This is a genomic window from Kocuria rhizosphaericola, assembly GCF_044462205.1.
Lineage (GTDB): Bacteria > Actinomycetota > Actinomycetes > Actinomycetales > Micrococcaceae > Kocuria > Kocuria rhizosphaericola.
Genome location: NZ_JBISWK010000047.1, coordinates 1 through 20,594 on the forward strand (window position 1 = coordinate 1; position 20,594 = coordinate 20,594).

Genomic DNA, 20,594 nt, shown 5'->3' on the forward strand with positions numbered 1-20,594 from the left:
CCAGTTGTTGAAGTTTCGTTCTTGCAGTTCAAGCAGTTCGCCCGATTCCGGGCGCGGCAGTTTTTCTGAGAAGACGTTTTGGCAGGCATCGCAACGCCCGAGCACCCCGATCGCCGGGGACGCTCCGTTTCCCAGAAAGACAGGTTCCCCATGACTACTGGCACCGTGAAGTGGTTCAACGCCGACAAGGGCTTCGGCTTCATCACCCCCGAGGACGGCTCCAAGGACGTGTTCGCGCACTTCTCCGCGATCAACTCCGGCGGGTTCCGCTCCCTCGAGGAGAACCAGCGCGTCGAGTTCGAGACCCAGGACGGCCCCAAGGGCCCCCAGGCCGCGAACATCACCGTGCTTGCGTGAGAACGCTCTGATCTCCTCGTGAGATCCCCGGCACGGAGCTGAGCGCTCCGAGGCCGACCTGACATCGCCACCCGGCTCCGGCCGGGTGGCGATGTCTCTGTCCGCCGGCTTCTCGCCCGGAGGCCGCGCCGGTGGGCGCCGGCGCGGCTCAGACCGGCATGCCGCCGCCACCGAAGACCAGGAACAGCCCCAGCACGCCGAAGGCGAGGTCGATCCAGCCGAGGACCTTTCCCGCCGTGGACTTGACCCCGAGGGCCTCCGCCTTGCTCGCCTGCCAGAGCGCCAGGGGGCCGAGCACGATCCCGAAGATGAAGAGGCCGACGACGCCCAGGATGACGGAGTTGCGCTTGTGGTTCTCGCCCTGCGCCGAACCGGGGCCGTACCCGGGTCCCTGCTGGTATCCCCCCTGGTAGGCGGGCTGCTGTCCCTGCTGGTATCCCCCCTGGTAGTCGGGCAGCTGTCCCTGCTGGTATCCCCCCTGGTAGTGGGGCGGTTGTCCCTGCTGGTATCCGGGCTGCTGCGGCGGGTAGGACCCGTTCGGGTCGCCGTCTCCGGACGTGTGGTCGTTGCGAGGGGTGTCCATGGTGTGCGCTTCCTCCGTGTCGGGTCCGTCCCGCGGGCTTCCACGACCGGCGTGGAATCAGGAACAGTTGAGTGCACCGTATCTCGCGCTCGAGCGCGCCGGGACGTTTCGGCTGCACCGGCCCGGTGCTTCGCGGGCGCGGTCGGAGGGATCCGGGGAGGGAAGGCCGACGATGCCCGAGGTCGAGGTGCGGCCGACAGCGGCCCAGGTGCGGCGCCTGCTCGAGGCGCAGCTCCCGCAGGAACTCCGCGAGCTCCTGGACCGGCCGCCGGCGCCGGTGGCGCAGGGCTGGGACAACGCGCTGTTCCGGCTCGGCTCCGCCCACGCGGTGCGCCTGCCGGTGCGCCGCGCCGCCGTCCCGTGCCTCCTCCACGAGGTGCGGTGGACGGCGGTGGCAGGCGCGCCGCTGGCCGCGCTGGGGCTCGCCGTGCCCCGGCCGGTGTTCCGCGGCCGGCCCGGCGCCGGATATCCGTGGCCCTGGACGGTGGTGCGGTGGGTCGAGGGCGAGGCCGTGGCGACCCTGCCGCTCGACCGTCGCGACCGCCTCGCGGGAGACCTGGCGGAGGCCCTGACCGCGGTGCACCGGCCGGCACCGGCAGCCGCCCCGCGCAATCCCCACCGGGGCGTTCCGCTCGGCGCACGGCTCCGCACCGCACCCCCCGCCTGGCCTGCCACGGCCGCGGTCCTCGGGGCGCGGCGGAGCGAGCGGCTCCGCGGCGTCGTCGACGACGGTCTGCGTGCCGCCCCGTGGTCCCGGCCGCCGGTCTGGCTGCACGGCGATCCCCACCCGTGGAACCTCGTGCACCGGGACGGGCGGCTGGCGGGTCTCGTCGACTTCGGGGACGTCTGCGCCGGGGATCCCGCGTCCGACCTCGCCGGCGCGTGGCTGGCCTTCGACGCGGCCCAGCGCTCCGCCTTCCGCGCGGTCGTCGACAGGACCGGCCGGTACGACGACGACGTGTGGCGCCGCGCCGCCGCCTGGGCCGCCCTGTACACCGCGGCGCTGGTGGCGAACCCCGGCTCCGGCCCGGACTTCGGCGCCGTGGTCCGGCACTCGGTCGCACAGCTGGACCCGGACGCCGGGGCCTGAGCCCGAGTCTCTGCTGCACCCGGGGAGATTGTTGTCACGTCCCCCGGTCGAGGGATAAGCCGGGCTCACATCAGGGCCGACCGAGGCGCAGCGCCGGAGTTCGGTCGTTGTGAAGCACCCGCTCATCTGCGGAATTCCGCGGTTCTCCGGCAGAGCACGACACGGTGGGCGACGCGTCCCCACAAAGGCCCACAGCACAGTCATACGATGCAACTGCAAACAACTACTGATCCAAAGGGGACACCATGAAGAAGTTCGCAGCAGGAATGGCCGTGCTGGCCGCCGCCGGATTCACCGGCCTGTCGATGGCTCCGGCCTCCGCCGCGCCGATGTTCCAGAACTGCGCCGAGGCCAAGAACGCCGGCTACGGCGTCATTCTTCGGGACACGCCTGCGTACAGCCCGGATCTTGACTCCGAGGGCGATGGCCGGGCCTGTGAGGCCAACGGCCCCGGCATTGGACTTCTCACTGCCCCGGTGCCCGTTGCGCCGGTCGCACCCGTGGTCGGTCAACCTGGTGGGGACGGCGTCTTCGACAACTGCACCGAGGCCCGCGCAGCCGGTGCCGTCAACATCCCCTCCACCGACCCCCGGTACGGCCTGCACCTGGACCGTGACCGTGACGGCTTTGGCTGCGACGCCGACGGAAGCGACGACGGAGTCCAGACCGAGGTCATCATTGACTACGTGCCTGAGTCCTGGAACACCGGTGCCGGCACCGGCCAGTACACCCAGATGGACCAGGTCCCGGCCGGCGCCGCGGACACCGGCGTCGTCGTCGAGGACGACGCCACCGCGGGCGCTCTGGCCCTCGGCGGCGGGGCCGCGCTCGCCGCGGCCGCCGGCGCGGCCTTCATGGCGCGCCGTCGCCACGCCGTCCGGTCCTGATCCTGACGGTCTCCTTGAGCTGACCGGATGATGGATTGCCGTCCGTGATGCGCCTATTCCACGACCGCTGCAGGGGCCTCCTGGTCGCTGCGGCGGTCGTGCTCGTCCTGCTCACGGGATGCGTCGGGAGCACTCCCTCGCCACCTGAGGCGACGACCGCGTCTTCGGAGGCGACCCCCTCCACCCCGGAGCCCTCGCCCGTCCCGACTCCGTCGGTCGCCGCGTCGCCGACCACCGCGTCTCCGGCGCCGAGTGCGCGACGATCGGCCATGGCGGCCGCCGAGCCCGTCTCCGTCCGCATCCCCAGCACCGGCACCGACTCGGGGCTGTTGCGGCTCGGTCTCCAGGACAACGGGTCGCTGGAGGTTCCGCCGGGTGATCCTGGTGCCCCGGCCGCCTGGTACAACGGCTCGCCCACCCCGGGGGAGGTGGGGCCGGCCGTCCTCCTCGGCCACGTCAACGCCACCGACGGTGGTCCCGGCGTCTTCGCGGGCCTGCGGGGACTCGCCCCCGGCGACACGGTCGAGGTGGCACGTGCGGACGGCAGCACGGCGGTCTTCGTCGTCGAGCACGGTGAGCAGTACGGCAAGGACGCCTTCCCCACGCCGACCGTGTACGGCAACACCGAGGGCCCCGAGCTGCGGCTCATCACGTGCGACGGCTACGACCCGGCCACCGGTGAGTTCGACGACAACTACGTGGTCTACGCGAAGCTCGCAGGCTGACCTCCCCCTGGATCGACCCCACCGGTCCGGAGAGAATGGGCACCCATATCATGGGAGGGGTGCTCGATGGACGTGGTCATCGTGCCGACCGCCGCGGACGTCGGCACGTACGCGGCTGACGTCGTCGCCGCCCGGATCGCCCAGGAGCCCCGCACCGTGCTGGGAGTGGCCACCGGCTCCTCGCCGGTCGGGATCTACCGCGAACTGGCCCGGCGACGGGCGGCGGGCTCGCTCGATCCGACGCACCTCACGTGCTTCGCCCTCGACGAGTACGTCGGTCTCGCGCCCGACCACCCGCGCAGCTACGCCGCCTATCTGGACCGGGAGGTCGCGCGTCCCCTCGGTCTGCCCTCCGGACGGGTGCGGGTGCCCGAGGCCTCCCGCACGGACCTGGAGGCGGCGGCCGAGGAGTACGAGCAGGCGATCGCCGCGGCGGGCGGCATCGACCTCCAGATCCTCGGGATCGGCACCAACGGCCACATCGGCTTCAACGAACCGATCTCGGCGCTGTCCTCCCGCACCCGCGTGGCGGCCCTGTCCGCGCAGACGCGCACCGACAACGCGCGCTTCTTCGACGGTCCCGACGCCGTGCCCACCCACTGCCTCACCCAGGGGCTGGGCACGATCCTCGAGTCCCGGCGGGTGCTTCTGGTCGCGCAGGGGGAGCGCAAGGCGGCCGCCGTCGCCGCGGCCGTGGAAGGGCCGGTGGCCGCCCGGTGCCCGGCGTCGGTGCTGCAGTTCCATCCACGGGCCACGCTGGTCCTCGACGAGGCCGCTGCGAGCGCGTTGACGCTCGAGAACCACCACCGTCCTGTCCCGGACCGGGGGGATGGGGCCGTGCCGGGGGTCTCCGCGCCCGCGTCATGAAACGCGCAGATCGCGTCACGATGCACCCGGTCGGAGCGCAAAGGCACGATCCGCGGCGGAAACCGGCCCGACCACGCCACGGCAGCAGAAACATCACGATTCGACACATGACGGTGCGGTCGTGAACTGCCTACGATGCGTGTGCAAACCAGCACTCGCAGAATCGAGGGAACACCATGAAGAACAGTGCAGCGGGCGTGGCGGCGGCGGCGGCGATCGGGCTCACGGCCCTGACGGCGGCGCCCGCGGCGGCCGCACCGGGTGACCCGATGGTCTTCACCGACTGCGCCACGGCGGCCGGGTACGGCGTCCACAACATCCCCGTCGGCTCCGTCAGCTACAGCGCGAGCCTCGTCGACGACGACGGGGACGGCATCGTGTGCGAGAGCGCCGAGTGGGCCTACGACCCCACCCGCATCCCCGTGGAGAACGCATCGGGGGGGTACACCCACACGATCGTCGACTGGATCCCCGGGGCGGGCCCCGGGCCCGACGCCCAGCCCGGAGAGGTGCCCGGCATCGACCCGTACACCCAGGTGGGCGAGGTGCCCATGGGTGGCGCCGACACCGGTGCCGCCGTGGACACCGGTGCCGGGACCAGCGGTCTCGCCGCCGCCGGTGTCCTGGCCCTGGCGGCCGCCGGTGCCGCGGTGGCGGTGCGCCGGCGCAGCGCCGGCCGGGCGTAGGGCGGAGGAACCGGTCCTCGTGACGGCTCCGACCGCCGGCCGCCGCAGGGGCCGCCTGGTCCCTGCGGCGGCCGTCCTCCTGCTGCTCAGCGGCTGCGCGGGCGAGTCCCCCGCGCAGCCTGCGGCCCCGTCGTCGTCGGCCGCGGCGTCCGTCCCGCCGGCGCGCACCCCGGTGCCGTCACCCTCTCCGACGGCCGCTCCCACCACACCGGCCCCCGAGCCGCCCGCCGCCCCGGCGCCGGAAGCCCAGCCGCCGGTGCTCGCGGAGTCCGCGCCCGTGTCGGTGCGGATCCCCGCGGTGGGCGCCTCCTCCGAGCTCCTGCACCTGGGCCTGCGCCCGGACGGGTCCCTGGAGGTGCCGCCGACCCATCCCGGGGCCCCGGCCTCCTGGTACACCGCCTCGCCCACCCCCGGGGAGCGGGGACCGGCCGTGCTGCTCGGCCACGTCAACGCCACCGACGGCGGGCCCGGTGTCTTCGCGGGGCTGCGCGGCCTCGCCCCCGGCGACACCGTGGAGATCGCGCGGGAGGACGGCAGCACGGCGGTGTTCGTCGTCGACCGCGGGGAGCAGTACGCCAAGGACGCCTTCCCCACGAGGGCCGTCTACGGCGACACCGCGGGGGCGGAGCTGCGCCTGATCACGTGCGACGGCTACGACCCCGCCACCGGCCTGTTCGACGACAACTACGTGGTCTACGCGACGCTCGCCGCCTGACCCTCACCCTCCGCCCTTCCGGCCCATTTGCGCAGGGCGCGGCCGACCCCGCCCTCTCACGGCCGGTGCGGGGACACGCCTCGTCCTGCGGGCGGAGGTGCGACCGCACAGCGCGGGAGAAGATGGGAGGGCGCTCCCTGTGCCGTTCCCGCCCCGTCCTCGTCTTCCTGAAGGAGATCTCCATGAGCAACCCGTACCCCCAGCAGCCCGACGGCTCCCGCGGCGGCCCGCCCCAGTACCAGGCGAGCGGCGACCAGTACGGAGCCGGTCAGCACGGAGCCGGCCGCCCCGGCACCGCGCCGCCGGAGGTCAAGCGGCTCCTGACCCTGACCCTCGTCTCGGCGGCGGTCTACCTGCTCAACGGCCTCGTGGAGCTGATCGGCTCGGCCACCGTGGACATGACCGAGAGCTACCGGGAGATGGGACTGTCCGCGGACCAGATCGCCGTGGCCGAGCAGTCCGGGGGCTTCGCGACGGTCACCGGCATCGTGGTGCTGGCCGTGGCACTGGGCCTCTACGCCCTGGTCTACGTGTTCCTGAAGAAGGGCAAGAACTGGGCGCGCGTGCTGGGCATCGTCCTGTCCGTCCTCAGCATCGTGGGGACGCTGATCGGCCTCCTCGGCGTGATGGCCTACGGCGGGCTCGGGATCGTCCTGCTGGTGCTCGGGCTGCTGCTGGTCGTGGTGAACGTCCTGTGGCTCGTCACCGCGTTCAAGGCCCCGGTCAAGCACTGGTTCGCACCGCCCCGCATGGCCTGATCCGCCCCGGCGCCCTCCGGGCGCCCGGCAGCGGTCACCGGAACGCCGCCCAGCCCTCGGGGCCGGGCGGCGTTCCGCCGTTCACGGGTGTGCCGCCCCGGACCGGCGGCGGCACACCGGGACGTCAGAGCATCTCGACGAAGGTCTGGGAGTACCCGAAGCCGACGACCTCGGCGCGGTTGTCCCCGTTGACGTCGGCCAGCTCCCGCGGGTGGTGCTCCACCCGCCAGCCCTGGTCGCGGCCGAACTCGCGCAGCCAGAGCGCTCCGCCGGTGAACCCGCCCCCGGCCTGGCCGTAGGCGACGTGGGTGCCGGCGTTGCCGAAGCCGACGATGTCGGCGCGGTTGTCCCCGTTGGCGTCGGTCAGTCCCCGGGGGTGGTGCTCGACCCGCCAGCCCTGCTGGTAGCCGAAGTCGCGCACCTTCAGGCCCGCGGACGTGAAGGTGCCGTCGGCCCGGCCGTGGGCCACGTGGGTGCCGGCGTAGCCGAAGCCGACGACGTCGTCGATCCCGTCGCCGTTGACGTCCGCCAGTTCCCGCGGGTGCTGGTGGACCCGCCAGCCCTGCTGGTAGCCGAAGTCGCGCACCTTCAGCTCTGCCGTGCTGAGGGTGTTGTCGGCCCGGCCGTAGGAGACGTAGGTGCCGGCGTTGCCGAAGCCGACGATGTCGGCGTTGCCGTCGCCGTTGAGGTCACCGAGCACCCGCGGGTACTGCTCCTCGTTCCAGCCCTGGTCGGAGCCGAAGGAGCTCAGCTCCAGCTCCGGCTCGGTGAAACCGCCCTCGGTCCGGCCGTAGGCCACGTAGGTGCCGGCGTTGCCGAAGCCGACGATGTCGGCGTTGCCGTCGCCGTTGAGGTCACCGAGCACCCGCAGGTGCTGGTCCTCGTCCCAGCCCTGGTCGGAGCCGAAGGAGCTCAGCTCCAGCTCCGGCTGGGTGAAGGCCCCGTCCGTCCGGCCGTAGGCCACGTAGGTGCCGGCGTTGCCGAAGCCGACGATGTCGGCGTTGCCGTCGCCGTTGACGTCGGCCAGCTCCCGCGGGTGCTGACCCACGCGCCAGCCCTGCTGGACGCCGAAACTGTCCAGTGCCCGTTCGGGTGCGCTGAACGTCCGGTCGGTCCGGCCCAGGGCCACGTAGGTGCCGGCGTTGCCGAAGCCGACGATGTCGTCCCTGCCGTCGCCGTTGACGTCGGCCAGCTCCCGTTCGTGCTGGTCGACCCGCCAGCCGTTGGTGTAGGTGAAGTAGGGCTGGGCAGCGGCATGAGCGGCGGTGCCCGTCGCGGCCACACCCCCGGCGGCCAGGACGGCGGTCGTGGCGCCCGCCAGCAGTCGTGAGGTCGTTGCGTGCTTCATCTCGGATTCCCCCAATGATGGATCGTCATTCGTGGAGTTTCTCGGTTGGCACTGGCGGACCATCGTCCGCGATATCACCCTTTTCGGTCGCTCCCCGGGGCGGCCGGGCATTCCCTCGTCGATCCCGGATCCCGCCGGATCGTTCCTGCGGCGGCTCCGATGTGCTGTGGATCACGGGCGCGCCGGTCCGTCCAGGCTAGGGGGCCGACCGCCTGCCCGCCAGGGGGGCCTCGACAATGACTCGTCGGGCGCCCCGGTGGCCGGCGCGGACCTCCCCGGTGCCGGTGGCCGGCCCGGTCGGCTCAGCCGTCCTGCCCGATGACGCGGTCACGACCGGCGAAGAGGGCCACCACGCACAGCGCCACCATGAGACCCGCCATGAGCAGCAGCGGTGGTTCCCACCGGTCCCCGGCGTCGTAGAGGGCGCCGAAGACGGCGGGGGCGATCGCGGCCAGCGCGTAGCCCACGGACTGGGCCATCCCGGACAGGGCCGCCGCCTGCCGGTGGTCGGCGGACCGCAGGCTGAACAGGGACAGCGCGACGACGATGAGGCTGCCGCAGCCGATCGACCCGAGCACGATCCACAGCAGCATGAGCTCCGGCGCGGCGGCCAGCCCCACGAAGGTGGTCAGGGCCAGGGCACCGCCCGCGAAGGCCACGGGACGCTGGTCGCCGAGCCGGTGCATCAGGGTCCCGGTGCCCAGGCTGGCGCCCATCCCGATCAGCAGGAACAGCGCCATGTGCGTGCCGGCGGCGGTCGCGGAGACGCCGTGGCTGCGCTCGATGCTCGGCAACCACGCCATCAGCACGTAGAACGCCACCGACTGCAGGCCCATGAACAGGGTGACCTGCCAGCCCAGCGCCGACCGCCACGGCGACCGGTAGGGGCCCGGCTCCACCACGGGGGTTCCCTGCTCGGAGTGCCCGGTCCGCAGGCCGGGGGAGAGCACCACCAGCGCCACGACGGCGAGCACCGCCCACACCCCCAGGGCCAGGCGCCACCCGGCCGGGCCGGCGTGGGCGATCGGGACGACCAGTGCGGAGCCGGCCGCGGCCACCGCGCCCTGGATCGAGGTGTACACGCCGGTCACCTGGCTCACGCGCAGCGGGAACTCCCGCTTCACCAGCGAGGGGAGCAGCACGTTGAGGAAGGCGATGCCGATCCCGATCACCGCGGTGCCCACCCACACGGCGCCCTCGACCGGCGCGGAGCGGCCGCCGATCCCGGCCGCGAGCAGCAGCAGGGACAGCCACAGGGCCCGGTCCAGGCCCGTCCGGGCCGCCACCGCCGGGGCCACGGGGGAGAACAGGGCGAACATGGCCAGCGGCAGCCCGGTCAGCAGTCCCGCCTGGCCTGCGGAGATGCCGAGGTCGCGGCTGATCTCCTCGAGCAGCGGGCCCACGGTCACGAAGCCGACGCGCAGGTTGACGGCGATCAGCACCACGCCGAGGAAGCCGAAACCGAGGCTGGCCCGCCGGCCCGTGGCCGACGACGCGTTGGTGAGCACGGCGCACCCTTTCAGGAGGCGGGACGGAGGATCTCCGGACAGCGTAGACGGGGCGGCGTGCTCCGGCACGCCGCCCCGTTCCGACCGGTCCTGCAGCGCTGCTGCAGGGGTCCCTCAGCGCTCAGCCGAGGATGAGGTTGAGGACGAACAGCAGCGGGATGGACCCCGCCCAGACCGCGGTGGTGATGCCGGACCAGCCGCGCAGCGCGTCCAGGCCCTGCAGGCCGGTGAAGCGGGTGACCACCCAGAAGTAGGAGTCGTTGAAGTAGCTGAACACCATCGAGCCCGCGGTGCACGCCAGGACGGCGACCACGGGGTCGATGCCCAGGCTGCCCACCAGCGGGGCGGTCACGGAGGCCGCGGTGATCATCGCGACCGTGCCGGAGCCCTGGGCGATGCGCACGAGGGTGGCGATGAGGAACGGGACCAGGAAGGCCGGAAGCGGCGTCGCGGCCACGGCCTCGGCGAGGGCGTCGCCCACACCGGAGGTGCGCAGCACCTGGCCGAACGCGCCGCCGGCGCCGGTGATCAGCAGGATCAGACCGGCCGAGGCCGCCGCCTCGGCGAACCAGCCGTGCGCCTTGTTCCGCGGGCTCCACCGGGGCAGGAGCACGTAGAGGGCCAGGATCATGCCGATGACCAGGGCGACCACGGGGTTGCCGGCGAAGGCGAAGGGCACGGCCCAGGCGGAGGGCTCGTACTCGTCCCCGCCGACCACGCCCTGGGCGTTCTGGTCGATGGCGCCGGTGACCGTGTTGGTGATGATCAGCAGCAGGGGAACGAGCAGCGGCAGGGACGCGACGAACGCGCCGACTCGGTGCGGTGCGGCGCCCTCCGGCGGCCGGCCGAGAGCCGCCGACGGGTCGGCGGCGGGGGGCTGCCCCGCCTCGGCGTCGAGGTCGTCCCGGGGGCCGTCGTCGAGGGCCGTGCCCGCGGCGTGGGCGCCGCCGCCGACGCCGGCGGTCGCAACGGTGCCGTAGACGGCCTCGCGCACGTGCTCCTCCACCTTGGGCTCGAGCGTGGGGCCGATCCACCGGGCGTAGAAGACCACGATCGGCAGCAGGAGCACGGTGAAGACCAGGCCGGCGAGGATGACCGCGCCGAGGTCCGCGCCGAGGATGCCGGTCACGGCCAGCGGGCCGGGCGTGGGCGGGACGAGGTGGTGGGTGAGCGTCATCCCGCAGCCCAGCGCGAGGGCGAGAGTCACGTAGCCGGCCCGTTCGACGCGGGCGATCGAGCGGGCGAGCGGGTTCATGATCACGTAGCCGGAGTCGCAGAACACCGGAATGGACACCAGGGCACCCACGCTGCCCAGGGCCCACGGTTCCCGGCCCTTGCCGAACGCGCGCAGGAAGGCGTGTGCCAGGGAGTTGGCGGCGCCGGAGACCTCGAGGATCTTGCCGATCCCGACGCCGAGACCGATCACGATGCCGATGGAGGCCAGTGTGTTGCCGAAGCCGGTGGTGATGGCGTCGACGATCTCGAGTGGTGCCTGACCGGCGACGGCGCCGGTCAGCAGGGCTGCGATGAGCAGCGCCACGAAGGCATCCAGGCGGGTGCGGAGCACCAGGACGATGATGGTGGCGATGCCCAGCACGAGTGCCAGGAGTAGTTGCAGATCCACGGTGATGGACTCCTCGGGGACGGGGGTCGGCCGGGCGGTGGTGCCCGGGCGCGGGAATTGACGAGATCGGCGCTCCATGTGAGGCTAGTCACACATATGACATCTGACAAGAGGGAGGTACGCGCCGTGGCTCTCGATCTCGCCGTGCGCCCCGACCGTCCTGCGAGGACCGCTGTGGGACGCCGCGCCGATGGCTAGGAAGTCGCTGGTCGAGGCGGTCGCCGAGGAGCTGCTCGAGCGCATCCTCCGGGGCGAGGTGGGCCCGCACGAGGCGCTGCCCCCCGAGGCCGAGATCGCCCGGGGGTCCGACGTCAGCCGGCTCACCGTGCGCGAGGCCCTCAAGGCCCTCCAGGCGCAGAACATCGTCTACGTCCGGCGCGGGCTCGGGACCTACGTGAACCCGCCCGACGCGTGGACCGGCCTCGAGGCGATCCTCAAGGCGGCCTCCCGGGGCACGGCCTCCCACCAGGTGGCGCTGCGGTTGCTGGAGGTGCGGCGGATGGTGGAGACCGGGTCCGCGGAGCTGGCCGCCGTGCACGTCACCCCGGAGGACCTCGCCGCGATGGAGGACACCATCCAGGACCTCGAGCGCGCGCACGAGGCGGAGGACCTGGACGAGGTCACCCGCGCCGACATGGCCTTCCACGACGCCGTGCTGAGGGCCTCGGGCAATCCGTTCGTCCCCGTCCTGCTGGCCCAGCTCTCCCAGCTGCTCTACGCCGAGCGCCGGGCGACCTCCGCGTTCCCGGAGGTCCAGCGGCACGCCATCGAGCACCACCGGCTGGTCCTGGAGGCCATCGGCACCCGGGACCCCGAGACGGCGCGCAAGGCCATGGAGGCCCACATCGACCAGACCTACGCGGACTACGAGCACTACATCGGCCACGGGTCCGCCTCCGGCGGCCCTGCGGCCGGACACGCTCTCAACAGCACAGGAGATGACTGACATGACCGAGACCACCGTTTTTCCCGCCGAGCGCACCGCCGTGCTCACCGGCGCCGCCTCCGAGCGCGGTATCGGCCGCGCCACCGCCGACCTGCTCGCGAGCCAGGGCTGGCACGTCGCCGTCCTCGACGTCGACGGTGACGCCGCCGTCGAGGCCGCGCAGGACATCGCCGGCCGGCACGGGGTGCAGACCCTCGGGCTGCGCACGGACGTGTCCGACCAGGACTCCGTGAACGAGTCCGTGGCGCGCGTCGAGGCGGAGCTCCCGCCGATCGTGGCCCTCGTCAACCTGGCGGGCATCAGCTCGCCCACGGAGTTCATGCAGGAGACCCGGGAGGCCTGGGACCGGGTCTTCGCCATCAACATGACCGGCACGTTCATGGTGACCCAGCGCGTGCTGGCCGGGATGATCGAGCGCAAGGTGGGCCGCGTGGTCAGCGTCTCCTCGATCTCCGCCCAGCGCGGCGGCGGGACCTACTCCAAGGTGGCCTACAGCGCGTCCAAGGCCGCGATCATCGGCTTCACCCGGGCGGTGGCGCGCGAGATGGGCGAGCACGGGATCACCGTGAACTGCATCGCCCCCGGCCCCGTGGACACCGACATCATGGGCGGCACCCTGAGCGACGAGCGCAAGTCGGACATGTCCAAGGACATCTTGGTCGGCCGGGTGGGCACCGTGCGGGACATGGCCGCCCTGCTCGCGTTCCTCGTCGGCCAGGACGCCGGGTTCATCACCGCGGCGACCTACGACATCAACGGCGGACTGCAGATCTCCTAGCCGTCACGCCCTCCCGGCTCGCGGCGCCTCCCGGGGTGCGTCTCGCACGGCGGCACGGGACGGCGGCGGTGGCGGTGCCTGTCCGGCGCCGCCACCGCTTCGAGTCCGCTTCGCCGCTGCTCCGGGCGGGACCCGGACGAGCTCACCAGCGGGGGTGGACGTCCTCCCGGAAGAAGGCGTCGTAGATCCTGCGGACCCCGGCGTCGATCTCGCGGCCCAGGTCCCCGGTGTCCGCCGCCGAGGCGTTGCCGCGGACCTGCTCCACGCTGCGCGCCCCGGGGATCACGGTGCTGACGCCGTCCTGGGCGATGATCCACGCGATCGCCGCCTGCGCCGTGGTCACGCCGTCCGGGAGGAGCCCGGCGAACTCACGGACGGCCTCGAGGCCGCGCCGGAAGTCCACCCCGGAGAAGGTCTCCCCGACGTCGAAGGCGTCGCCGCCGCGGTTGTAGTTGCGGTGGTCGTCCGCCGCGAAGCGGGTGTCCTGCGTGTACTTCCCGGACAGCAGCCCCGAGGCCAGCGGCACCCGGGCGATGATCCCCACGCCGGCCTCCTTCGCCGCCGGCAGCACGGCGTCCAGCGGCTTGAGCCGGAAGGCGTTGAGGATGATCTGGACGGTGGCGGTGTTCCCGCGGGCGATGGCCGCGAGCGCCTCGTCGGTGCGCTCCACGCTGACGCCGTAGTGGCGGACGGCGCCCTCCTCGACCAGGGTGTCCAGGGCGTCGTAGACCTCCTGGTCGCTGTAGACCGGCGTGGGCGGGCAGTGCAGCTGGACCAGGTCGAGGGTGTCGGTGCCCAGGTTCCGGCGCGAGCGGTCCACCCACTGCCGGAAGTTCGCGAGCACGTAGTTCTCCGGGACCTGGTCCACGCGGCGGCCCATCTTCGTGGCCACGGTGATGTCCAGGTCGGGGTGCTCGCGCAGGAAGGCGCCGATGGTCTGCTCGCTGCGGCCGTCGCCGTAGACGTCCGCGGTGTCGAAGAAGGTCACTCCCGACTCCACGGCGGCCTCCAGCACCGCGGTGGCCTCGGCGGGGTCGACCTCGCCCCAGTCCGCGCCCAGCTGCCACGTGCCCAGGCCCACGGTGGAGACCTTCCGTCCGGTCCTGCCGAGTGTGCGTTGTTCCATGCGTCGAATCCCGTTCCGCGGTCGATGGAGGGTCTCCCGGCGTCCGGGGGACGGCGGCCCGTGGATCCGGGGGCGCCGGGGACCACCATGCGGTGTGACGTGTCCACCGCGCAAGCGCCGGAGGGGGACCGCGCCCTCCGGGCACCCCTTCGCTGGGTCCGTCCGGTGTCGTGCAGTACCGTTCTGGCCATGGCCGTCGAGGGTGGTGGGAGTTCCGCGCGGCCCCCGCGCGCCCCGAACATCCGGGACGTGGCCCGTGCCGCCGGGGTCTCCCACCAGACCGTCTCCCGGGTGATCAACGGGCACCCCGCGCTGCGGGACTCGACCCGGCAGCGGGTGCTGCAGGCCATGGAGGAGCTGCGCTTCCGGCCCAACCGGGCGGCCCGCGCCCTGGTCACGAGCGAGTCCAGGACCATCGGGGCCCTGGTCTCCTCGGGTGCCGAGTACGGCCCGTCGGCCAGCCTCCGTGCGGTCGAGACGGCCGCCGACGAGGCCGGCTACGTCGTGGAGACCGCCCACATCGACCACGCGGACCGCGCCTCCGTCGAGGCCGCCCTGGACCGCATGGTCGGTCACGCGGTGGAGGGGCTGGTGATCCTCGCGCCGCAGTCGCGCACCCTGGAGGTGATCGAGCAGTTGTCCATCCGGATCCCGTTCGTCACCGTGCACTCCCTGCACAGCGAGGACCACCGGATGTCGGTCGACCAGCTGGCCGGCGCCCGGCTGGCCACCCGTCACCTCCTGGAACTGGGGCACCGCCGCGTGGTCCACGTCCCCGGCCCCGAGGGCTGGGTCGAGACGGACGCCCGGCGCCAGGGCTACCGCGAGGAGATGGCCGCCTGGGGGCTCGAGCCCGTGGTGGTCCCCGCCGGCGCGTGGACGGCGGACTCCGGCTACCGCGCGGGGCTCGGGCTGCGCGAGAGCCGGGAGCTCAGCGCGGTCTTCTCCGGCAACGACCACATCGCGCTCGGCCTCGTCCACGCCTTCGCCGAGGCCGGGCTGGACGTGCCCGGGGACGTGAGCGTCGTGGGTTTCGACGACGTCCCGGAGGCCGCTCACTTCCTGCCGCCGCTGACCACGGTGCGCCAGGACTTCCCCGAGCTGGGGCGTCGGTGCATCGCCGTCCTGCTCGCCGAGCTCCGGGGGGAGCAGCCGGTCCGGCCGGGGGACGTGGAGCCCGTGCTCGTGGTGCGCGCCTCCGCGGCTGCACCCCCGGCCGGACCCGGACGGGAGCGGTAGGCGACGGGCCAGGCCGTTACCAAACCGTTATCAAGTGATGTGGGACACGTGGTTCCGCCCTGCGGTACGTTGGCCCGAACATCAAATGTGACCGTTCACATTCCGGGCCGGGCGGGGCCGAGTGCCCCTCTGCCGGAGCGTGCGGATCGAACGACAACGAGGTCCTCCGTGAGCCAGACCAGCCCAGATCCCACGTACGTCATCGGCGTCGACTACGGCACCCTCTCGGGGCGGGCCGTCGTCGTCCGGGTGCACGACGGCGCCGAGATGGGCTCCGCGGTGCACGAGTACCGGCACGGCGTGATGGACACCGTGCTCGCCGCCACGGGGGAGCCGCTGCCGCCCGAGTGGGCGCTGCAGGTCCCCGCGGACTACGTGGACGTCCTGCGGCGGGCGGTGCCCGCCGCGGTGCGCGCCGCGGACGTGGACCCGCGCGCCGTGGTGGGCGTGGGCACCGACTTCACCGCGTGCACCATGGTCCCCGTCCGGGCCGACGGCACGCCCCTCAACGAGCTGCCCGGCCTGGCGGACCGCCCGCACGCCTACGTGAAGCTGTGGCGCCACCACGCGGCGCAGGGACAGGCCGACCGCATCAACGAGCTCGCGGCGCGACGCGGGGAGCGGTGGCTGGCCCGCTACGGCGGCCTGATCTCGAGCGAGTGGGAGTTCGCCAAGGGCCTGCAGCTGCTCGAGGAGGACCCCGAGCTCTACCACCTGATGGACCACTGGGTGGAGGCCGCCGACTGGATCGTGTGGCAGCTGACGGGCAGCTACGTGCGCAACGCCTGCTCCGCCGGGTACAAGGGCATCCTGCAGGACGGCGAGTACCCCGACCGCGGGTTCCTGGGCTCCCTCAACCCCGACTTCGCCGGGTTCGCGCAGGACAAGGTCGACCACCCCATCGGCGTCCTCGGCGCGGCGGCGGGCACGCTCAGCGCACGGGCCGCGGAGTGGACGGGCCTGCCCGCCGGAATCGCCGTGGCGGTGGGCAACGTCGACGCGCACGTGAGCGCCCCCGCCGCCCGTGCCACCGCGCCGGGGCAGATGGTGGCGATCATGGGCACCTCCACCTGCCACGTCATGAGCTCCAACACCCTGCGCGAGGTCCCGGGGATGTGCGGCGTGGTGGACGGCGGGATCATCGACGGGCTCTACGGCTACGAGGCCGGGCAGTCCGGGGTGGGCGACATCTTCGGCTGGTTCGCGGCCCACTTCGTGCCGGGTCAGCTCCAGGAGGAGGCCGCCGAGCGCGGGCTCAGCGTGCACGAGCTGCTCACCGAGCAGGCGAGCCGCGAACCGGTGGGCGCTCACGGTCTCCTGGCCCTGGACTGGCAGTCCGGCAACCGGTCCGTGCTCGTGGACCACGAGCTCTCCGGGCTGCTCGTGGGCCTCACCCTCGCCACCCGCCCGCACGAGGTGTACCGCGCCCTGCTGGAGGCCACCGCCTTCGGGACCCGCACGATCGTCGAGGCCTTCGCCGCCTCCGGGATCCCCGTCACCGAGTTCGTGGCGGCCGGCGGGCTGATCAAGAACTCGTTCCTCATGCAGGTCTACGCGGACGTGCTCGGCATGCCGATCTCGGTGATCGGCAGCGACCAGGGCCCTGCCCTGGGCTCCGCCATCCACGCGGCCGTGGCCGCCGGCGCCTATCCGGACGTCCGGGCGGCGGCCGAGGCGATGGGCCGGCTCGAGCGCGCCGCCTACACCCCGGACCCCGCGCGCACCGAGGCCTACTCCGTGCTCTACGAGGACTACACCGCCCTGCACGACCACTTCGGCCGCGGCGGCAGCGACGTCATGCGCCGGCTCAAGGCGCTCCGGCGCAACGCCCGCTCCACCCAGGAGGTCCCCGCATGAGCACCCTGCCGCCCGAGCTCGAGGAGCGCGTCGCCCGCGTGCGCCACGACGTCGCCGACCTGCACGCCGAGCTGGTCCGCTACGGGCTCGTGGTCTGGACGGCCGGCAACGTGTCCGGGCGGGTGCCGGGCACCGACCTCTTCGTGATCAAGCCCAGCGGCGTGAGCTACGACGAGCTCGGTCCCGAGAACCAGATCCTGTGCGACCTGGACGGCCGGGTGGTCCCCGGGACCCCCGGCGCGGAGCGCTCGCCGTCCAGCGACACCGCCGCCCACGCCTACGTCTACCGGCACATGCCGGAGGTCGGGGGAGTGGTCCACACCCACTCGCCCTACGCCACCGCCTGGGCGGCCCGCGGCGAGGCGATCCCCTGCGTCCTGACCGCCATGGCGGACGAGTTCGGCGGGGAGATCCCCGTGGGGCCCTTCGCCGTCATCGGCGACGACTCGATCGGGCGCGGCATCGTGGAGACCCTCTCCGGCCACCGCTCGCGGGCGGTCTTGATGCTCAACCACGGGCCCTTCACGGTCGGCAAGGACGCCCGGGACGCCGTCAAGGCCGCGGCCATGCTCGAGGACGTGGCCCGCACCGTGCACCTCTCCCGCCAGCTGGGCGAGCCGCTTCCCATCGAGCCGAGGCACGTCGACTCCCTCTTCGACCGCTACCAGAACGTCTACGGCCAGCAGCCCGCCGCCGTCCCCACGACCCCAGGAGCACACTCCCTTGAGCCCTCTACCCACCGCTCTTGACCACTACGAGGTCTGGTTCCTCACCGGCAGCCAGGACCTCTACGGCGAGGACACCCTGCGCCAGGTGGCCGAGCAGTCCCGCGAGATCGTCCGGATGCTCGGCGAGGCCGGACTGCCCGTCGAGGTGGTCTGGAAGCCCACGCTGAAGGACGCGGACTCGATCCGCCGCACGGCCCTCGAGCTCAACGCCGCCGACGGCGTGATCGGCGCGATCGCCTGGATGCACACCTTCAGCCCGGCCAAGATGTGGATCACCGGTCTCGACGCGCTGCGCAAGCCGCTGCTCCACCTGCACACCCAGATCAACGTCGAGCTGCCGTGGGGCGAGATCGACTTCGACTTCATGAACCTCAACCAGGCCGCGCACGGGGACCGCGAGTTCGGCTACATCCAGACCCGGCTCGACGTCCCGCGCAAGACCGTGGTCGGCCACGTCTCGACCCCCGACGTCACCGCGCAGATCGCCTCCTGGCAGCGCGCGTGCGCCGGCCGCGCGGCGGTCCAGGGGCTCAGGGTGGCCCGGTTCGGCGACAACATGCGCAACGTCGCCGTGACCGAGGGCGACAAGACGGAGGCCGAGCTGCAGTTCGGGGTCTCCGTGAACACCTGGGGGGTCAACGACCTCGTGGCCGTGGTGGACGCCCAGTCCGAGGACCGGATCGACGAGCTCGTCGCCGAGTACGAGGAGCTCTACGACGTGGCCCCCGAGCTGCGCCGCGGCGGTGCCCGCCACGAGTCCCTGCGCTGCGGGGCCCGGCAGGAGCTCGGGATGCTCGAGTTCCTGGAGGAGGGCGGCTTCGGGGCCTTCACCACGAACTTCGAGGACCTCGGCGGGCTGCGCCAGCTGCCGGGCCTCGCCGTGCAGCGGCTCATGGCCCGCGGCTACGGGTTCGGGGCGGAGGGCGACTGGAAGACGGCCCTGCTGGTGCGGGCGGCCAAGGTGATGGGCGCCGGACTGCCCGGTGGCGCGTCCCTCATGGAGGACTACACCTACCACCTGGTCCCGGGCGAGGAGAAGATCCTCGGCGCCCACATGCTGGAGATCTGTCCGACCCTCACCACGGCGCGGCCGTCGCTCGAGGTGCATCCCCTGAGCATCGGGGGTCGGGAGGATCCCGTGCGCCTGGTGTTCGACACCGACGCCGGCCCCGGCGTGGTCGTGGCGATGTCCGACCTGCGGGACCGCTTCCGGCTCACCGCCAACACCGTGGACGTGGTGCCCCCGGACGCCCCGCTCCCGCACCTGCCGGTGGCCCGGGCCGTCTGGCGGCCGCACCCCGACCTCGCGACCTCGGCGGCGGCCTGGCTCACCGCCGGCGCCGCCCACCACACGGTGCTCACCACCGCGGTGGGCGCCGACGTGATCCGGGACTTCGCCGACATGACCCGGACCGAGCTGCTCGTCATCGACGACTCCACCACCCTGCGGGAGTTCCAGCGGGAGGTGCGGTGGAACGCGGCCTACCACCGGCTCGCCCAGAGGCTCTGACCACCAGGACCGGCAGCGCCACGAATGCCAGGATCAGCACGGACACGACGACCAGCACGGACACGACGACCATTCGGGCAGTGCGGCCCGGACCGACGAAAGGCACGACCATGACCACGAAGACCACGCTGAACCGGACCCTCACCGGGGTGACCGCCCTGACCCTCGTCCTCGGCCTCAGCGCCTGCGGCGGCAGCCGCGGCGCCGGCGCGGACGAGGGCTCGAACGAGGGGGCCCGGATCGGGGTGGCGATGCCCACCCAGCAGTCCGAGCGCTGGATCGCCGACGGCGAGAACGTCAAGGCCCAGCTCGAGGAGCTCGGCTACGAGGTGGACCTCCAGTACGCCAACGACGACATCCCCACCCAGATCTCCCAGATCGAGAACATGATCAACGGCGGGGCCGAGGCCCTGGTGATCGCCTCGATCGACGGCACCACGCTGACCAGCGTGCTCGACACGGCGGAGACCCAGGAGATCCCCGTGATCGCCTACGACCGTCTCATCAACGAGTCGGACACCGTGGACTACTACACGACCTTCGACAACTACGAGGTGGGCGTGCAGCAGGGCACCTCGCTGCTCACCGGCCTCGGGGTGCTCGACGAGAACGGCGAGCCGACCGGGGAGAAGGGCCCGTTCAACGTGGAGCTCTTCGCCGGCAGCCCCGACGACAACAACGCGACCTTCTTCTGGAACGGTGCGATGGACACGCTCCAGCCCTACCTGGACGACGGCACGCTCAACGTTCCCAGCGGTCAGACGGAGTTCGAGCAGGCCGCCATCCTCCGCTGGCTGCCGGACACCGCCCAGGACCGGATGGAGGACCTCATCACGGTCGGCGGCGGCGACCAGCTCGACGGCGTGCTCTCCCCCTACGACGGCCTCTCGATCGGCATCATCTCCGCGCTGCGCTCCGGCGGCTACTCCAAGGAGGAGCTGCCCGTGGTGACCGGTCAGGACGCCGAGGTCGGATCCGTCCGGTCCATCATCAACGACGAGCAGTACTCCACGATCTTCAAGGACGTCCGTGAACTCGGCGAGCGCGCCGTGCTCATGGTCGACTCCCTGATGCAGGGCGAGGAGCCCGAGGTCAACGACGAGGAGACCTACGACAACGGCGTGAAGGTGGTCCCTGCCTACCTGCTCGAGTCGCAGATCGTCACGAAGGACAACTACGAGGAAGTCCTCGTGGACAGCGGCTACTACGAGGCGTCCGAGCTCGAGTGAGCACGACCGGCCGGGCGGCCCACGCCGCCCGGC

The 20,594-nt window shown here is 72.6% G+C and carries 20 protein-coding genes; 15 read left to right on the top strand and 5 right to left on the bottom strand.

Annotation, left to right across the window (positions count from 1 at the left end; all coding sequences use genetic code 11):
* The first annotated feature begins 150 nt into the window (after positions 1-150).
* The gene (gene cspE / locus ACH9D2_RS05345) at positions 151-357 is read left to right on the top strand and encodes a transcription antiterminator/RNA stability regulator CspE (RefSeq protein ID WP_035923571.1); all 207 of its coding nucleotides are present in this window, start codon (positions 151-153) and stop codon (positions 355-357) included.
* A gap of 148 nt (positions 358-505) precedes the next feature.
* On the opposite strand, the gene ACH9D2_RS05350 is transcribed toward cspE, so the two are convergent.
* Positions 506-940: a hypothetical protein gene (locus ACH9D2_RS05350; RefSeq protein ID WP_396361719.1), complete on the bottom strand. Its 435-nt coding sequence runs from the start codon at positions 938-940 to the stop codon at positions 506-508.
* Between the two features lie 172 nt (positions 941-1,112).
* Here ACH9D2_RS05350 and ACH9D2_RS05355 point away from each other — a divergent pair, with 172 nt between their 5' ends.
* From ACH9D2_RS05355 to ACH9D2_RS05385, 7 genes are all read left to right on the top strand, one after another.
* Complete coding sequence (locus ACH9D2_RS05355) at positions 1,113-2,030, top strand: phosphotransferase (RefSeq protein ID WP_396361720.1); 918 nt, start codon at positions 1,113-1,115, stop codon at positions 2,028-2,030.
* A 272-nt stretch (positions 2,031-2,302) separates the two neighbouring features.
* Positions 2,303-2,917 (top strand): excalibur calcium-binding domain-containing protein, encoded by a 615-nt coding sequence (locus ACH9D2_RS05360; RefSeq protein ID WP_396361721.1) that lies wholly within the window; start codon positions 2,303-2,305, stop codon positions 2,915-2,917.
* Positions 2,918-3,186: 269 nt separating this feature from the next.
* Complete coding sequence (locus ACH9D2_RS05365) at positions 3,187-3,642, top strand: class F sortase (protein WP_396361722.1); 456 nt, start codon at positions 3,187-3,189, stop codon at positions 3,640-3,642.
* A 66-nt stretch (positions 3,643-3,708) separates the two neighbouring features.
* Positions 3,709-4,509, top strand: a complete 801-nt coding sequence (gene nagB, locus ACH9D2_RS05370) for a glucosamine-6-phosphate deaminase (RefSeq protein ID WP_396361723.1) — start codon at positions 3,709-3,711, stop codon at positions 4,507-4,509.
* A 176-nt stretch (positions 4,510-4,685) separates the two neighbouring features.
* On the top strand, positions 4,686-5,195 hold the full coding sequence (locus ACH9D2_RS05375; RefSeq protein WP_396361724.1) for an excalibur calcium-binding domain-containing protein: 510 nt from the start codon (positions 4,686-4,688) through the stop codon (positions 5,193-5,195).
* Between the two features lie 19 nt (positions 5,196-5,214).
* Positions 5,215-5,910, top strand: coding sequence for a class F sortase (locus ACH9D2_RS05380; RefSeq protein WP_396361725.1), 696 nt, complete (start codon positions 5,215-5,217; stop codon positions 5,908-5,910).
* A 182-nt stretch (positions 5,911-6,092) separates the two neighbouring features.
* Entirely contained in the window at positions 6,093-6,668 is a 576-nt protein-coding gene (locus ACH9D2_RS05385) for a hypothetical protein (protein WP_396361726.1), read from the top strand.
* A gap of 124 nt (positions 6,669-6,792) precedes the next feature.
* On the opposite strand, the gene ACH9D2_RS05390 is transcribed toward ACH9D2_RS05385, so the two are convergent.
* The 3 genes from ACH9D2_RS05390 to ACH9D2_RS05400 all read right to left on the bottom strand — a co-directional run bounded on the left by ACH9D2_RS05390 (position 6,793) and on the right by ACH9D2_RS05400 (position 11,148).
* Positions 6,793-8,016 carry an FG-GAP-like repeat-containing protein gene (locus tag ACH9D2_RS05390; protein WP_396361727.1) on the bottom strand — a complete coding sequence of 408 codons (1,224 nt, stop codon included), beginning with the start codon at positions 8,014-8,016 and terminating at the stop codon, positions 6,793-6,795.
* Positions 8,017-8,318: 302 nt separating this feature from the next.
* Positions 8,319-9,524 (bottom strand): MFS transporter, encoded by a 1,206-nt coding sequence (locus ACH9D2_RS05395; protein ID WP_396361728.1) that lies wholly within the window; start codon positions 9,522-9,524, stop codon positions 8,319-8,321.
* 121 nt (positions 9,525-9,645) lie between these two features.
* Positions 9,646-11,148, bottom strand: a complete 1,503-nt coding sequence (locus tag ACH9D2_RS05400; protein ID WP_396361729.1) for a GntT/GntP/DsdX family permease — start codon at positions 11,146-11,148, stop codon at positions 9,646-9,648.
* Positions 11,149-11,338: 190 nt separating this feature from the next.
* Here ACH9D2_RS05400 and ACH9D2_RS05405 point away from each other — a divergent pair, with 190 nt between their 5' ends.
* Positions 11,339-12,094, top strand: coding sequence for an FCD domain-containing protein (locus ACH9D2_RS05405; protein WP_396361730.1), 756 nt, complete (start codon positions 11,339-11,341; stop codon positions 12,092-12,094).
* Position 12,095: 1 nt separating this feature from the next.
* Positions 12,096-12,872, top strand: a complete 777-nt coding sequence (locus ACH9D2_RS05410) for an SDR family NAD(P)-dependent oxidoreductase (protein ID WP_396361731.1) — start codon at positions 12,096-12,098, stop codon at positions 12,870-12,872.
* Positions 12,873-13,014: 142 nt separating this feature from the next.
* Here ACH9D2_RS05410 and ACH9D2_RS05415 read toward each other — a convergent pair whose 3' ends face one another.
* Entirely contained in the window at positions 13,015-13,998 is a 984-nt protein-coding gene (locus ACH9D2_RS05415) for an aldo/keto reductase (protein ID WP_396361732.1), read from the bottom strand.
* Positions 13,999-14,187: 189 nt separating this feature from the next.
* On the opposite strand from ACH9D2_RS05415, the gene ACH9D2_RS05420 reads away from it, so the two are divergent.
* From ACH9D2_RS05420 to chvE, 5 genes are all read left to right on the top strand, one after another.
* Positions 14,188-15,237 carry a LacI family DNA-binding transcriptional regulator gene (locus tag ACH9D2_RS05420; RefSeq protein WP_396361733.1) on the top strand — a complete coding sequence of 350 codons (1,050 nt, stop codon included), beginning with the start codon at positions 14,188-14,190 and terminating at the stop codon, positions 15,235-15,237.
* Positions 15,238-15,405: 168 nt separating this feature from the next.
* Positions 15,406-17,094: a ribulokinase gene (gene araB, locus ACH9D2_RS05425; protein ID WP_396361734.1), complete on the top strand. Its 1,689-nt coding sequence runs from the start codon at positions 15,406-15,408 to the stop codon at positions 17,092-17,094.
* Positions 17,091-17,843: an L-ribulose-5-phosphate 4-epimerase gene (locus ACH9D2_RS05430; protein ID WP_396361735.1), complete on the top strand. Its 753-nt coding sequence runs from the start codon at positions 17,091-17,093 to the stop codon at positions 17,841-17,843. Before araB ends, ACH9D2_RS05430 begins: the two co-directional genes overlap by 4 nt.
* Positions 17,818-19,332: an L-arabinose isomerase gene (gene araA, locus ACH9D2_RS05435; protein ID WP_396361736.1), complete on the top strand. Its 1,515-nt coding sequence runs from the start codon at positions 17,818-17,820 to the stop codon at positions 19,330-19,332. The genes ACH9D2_RS05430 and araA overlap by 26 nt, the downstream gene beginning before the upstream one ends.
* 110 nt (positions 19,333-19,442) lie before the next feature.
* Positions 19,443-20,561, top strand: coding sequence for a multiple monosaccharide ABC transporter substrate-binding protein (gene chvE / locus ACH9D2_RS05440; protein ID WP_396361737.1), 1,119 nt, complete (start codon positions 19,443-19,445; stop codon positions 20,559-20,561).
* The last annotated feature ends 33 nt before the right edge of the window (positions 20,562-20,594 follow it).

What these genes read in the sequence shown, in the direction of transcription:
- ACH9D2_RS05415 (WP_396361732.1), bottom strand. Translation starts at nt 13,998, where the DNA reads ATGGAACAACGCACACTCGGCAGGACCGGACGGAAGGTCTCCACCGTG.
- ACH9D2_RS05350 (WP_396361719.1), bottom strand. Translation starts at nt 940, where the DNA reads ATGGACACCCCTCGCAACGACCACACGTCCGGAGACGGCGACCCGAAC.
- ACH9D2_RS05410 (WP_396361731.1), top strand. Translation starts at nt 12,096, where the DNA reads ATGACCGAGACCACCGTTTTTCCCGCCGAGCGCACCGCCGTGCTCACC.
- ACH9D2_RS05420 (WP_396361733.1), top strand. Translation starts at nt 14,188, where the DNA reads ATGGCCGTCGAGGGTGGTGGGAGTTCCGCGCGGCCCCCGCGCGCCCCG.
- ACH9D2_RS05365 (WP_396361722.1), top strand. Translation starts at nt 3,187, where the DNA reads ATGGCGGCCGCCGAGCCCGTCTCCGTCCGCATCCCCAGCACCGGCACC.
- nagB (WP_396361723.1), top strand. Translation starts at nt 3,709, where the DNA reads ATGGACGTGGTCATCGTGCCGACCGCCGCGGACGTCGGCACGTACGCG.
- chvE (WP_396361737.1), top strand. Translation starts at nt 19,443, where the DNA reads ATGACCACGAAGACCACGCTGAACCGGACCCTCACCGGGGTGACCGCC.
- cspE (WP_035923571.1), top strand. Translation starts at nt 151, where the DNA reads ATGACTACTGGCACCGTGAAGTGGTTCAACGCCGACAAGGGCTTCGGC.
- ACH9D2_RS05390 (WP_396361727.1), bottom strand. Translation starts at nt 8,016, where the DNA reads ATGAAGCACGCAACGACCTCACGACTGCTGGCGGGCGCCACGACCGCC.
- ACH9D2_RS05430 (WP_396361735.1), top strand. Translation starts at nt 17,091, where the DNA reads ATGAGCACCCTGCCGCCCGAGCTCGAGGAGCGCGTCGCCCGCGTGCGC.
- ACH9D2_RS05405 (WP_396361730.1), top strand. Translation starts at nt 11,339, where the DNA reads ATGGCTAGGAAGTCGCTGGTCGAGGCGGTCGCCGAGGAGCTGCTCGAG.
- ACH9D2_RS05375 (WP_396361724.1), top strand. Translation starts at nt 4,686, where the DNA reads ATGAAGAACAGTGCAGCGGGCGTGGCGGCGGCGGCGGCGATCGGGCTC.
- ACH9D2_RS05355 (WP_396361720.1), top strand. Translation starts at nt 1,113, where the DNA reads ATGCCCGAGGTCGAGGTGCGGCCGACAGCGGCCCAGGTGCGGCGCCTG.
- ACH9D2_RS05385 (WP_396361726.1), top strand. Translation starts at nt 6,093, where the DNA reads ATGAGCAACCCGTACCCCCAGCAGCCCGACGGCTCCCGCGGCGGCCCG.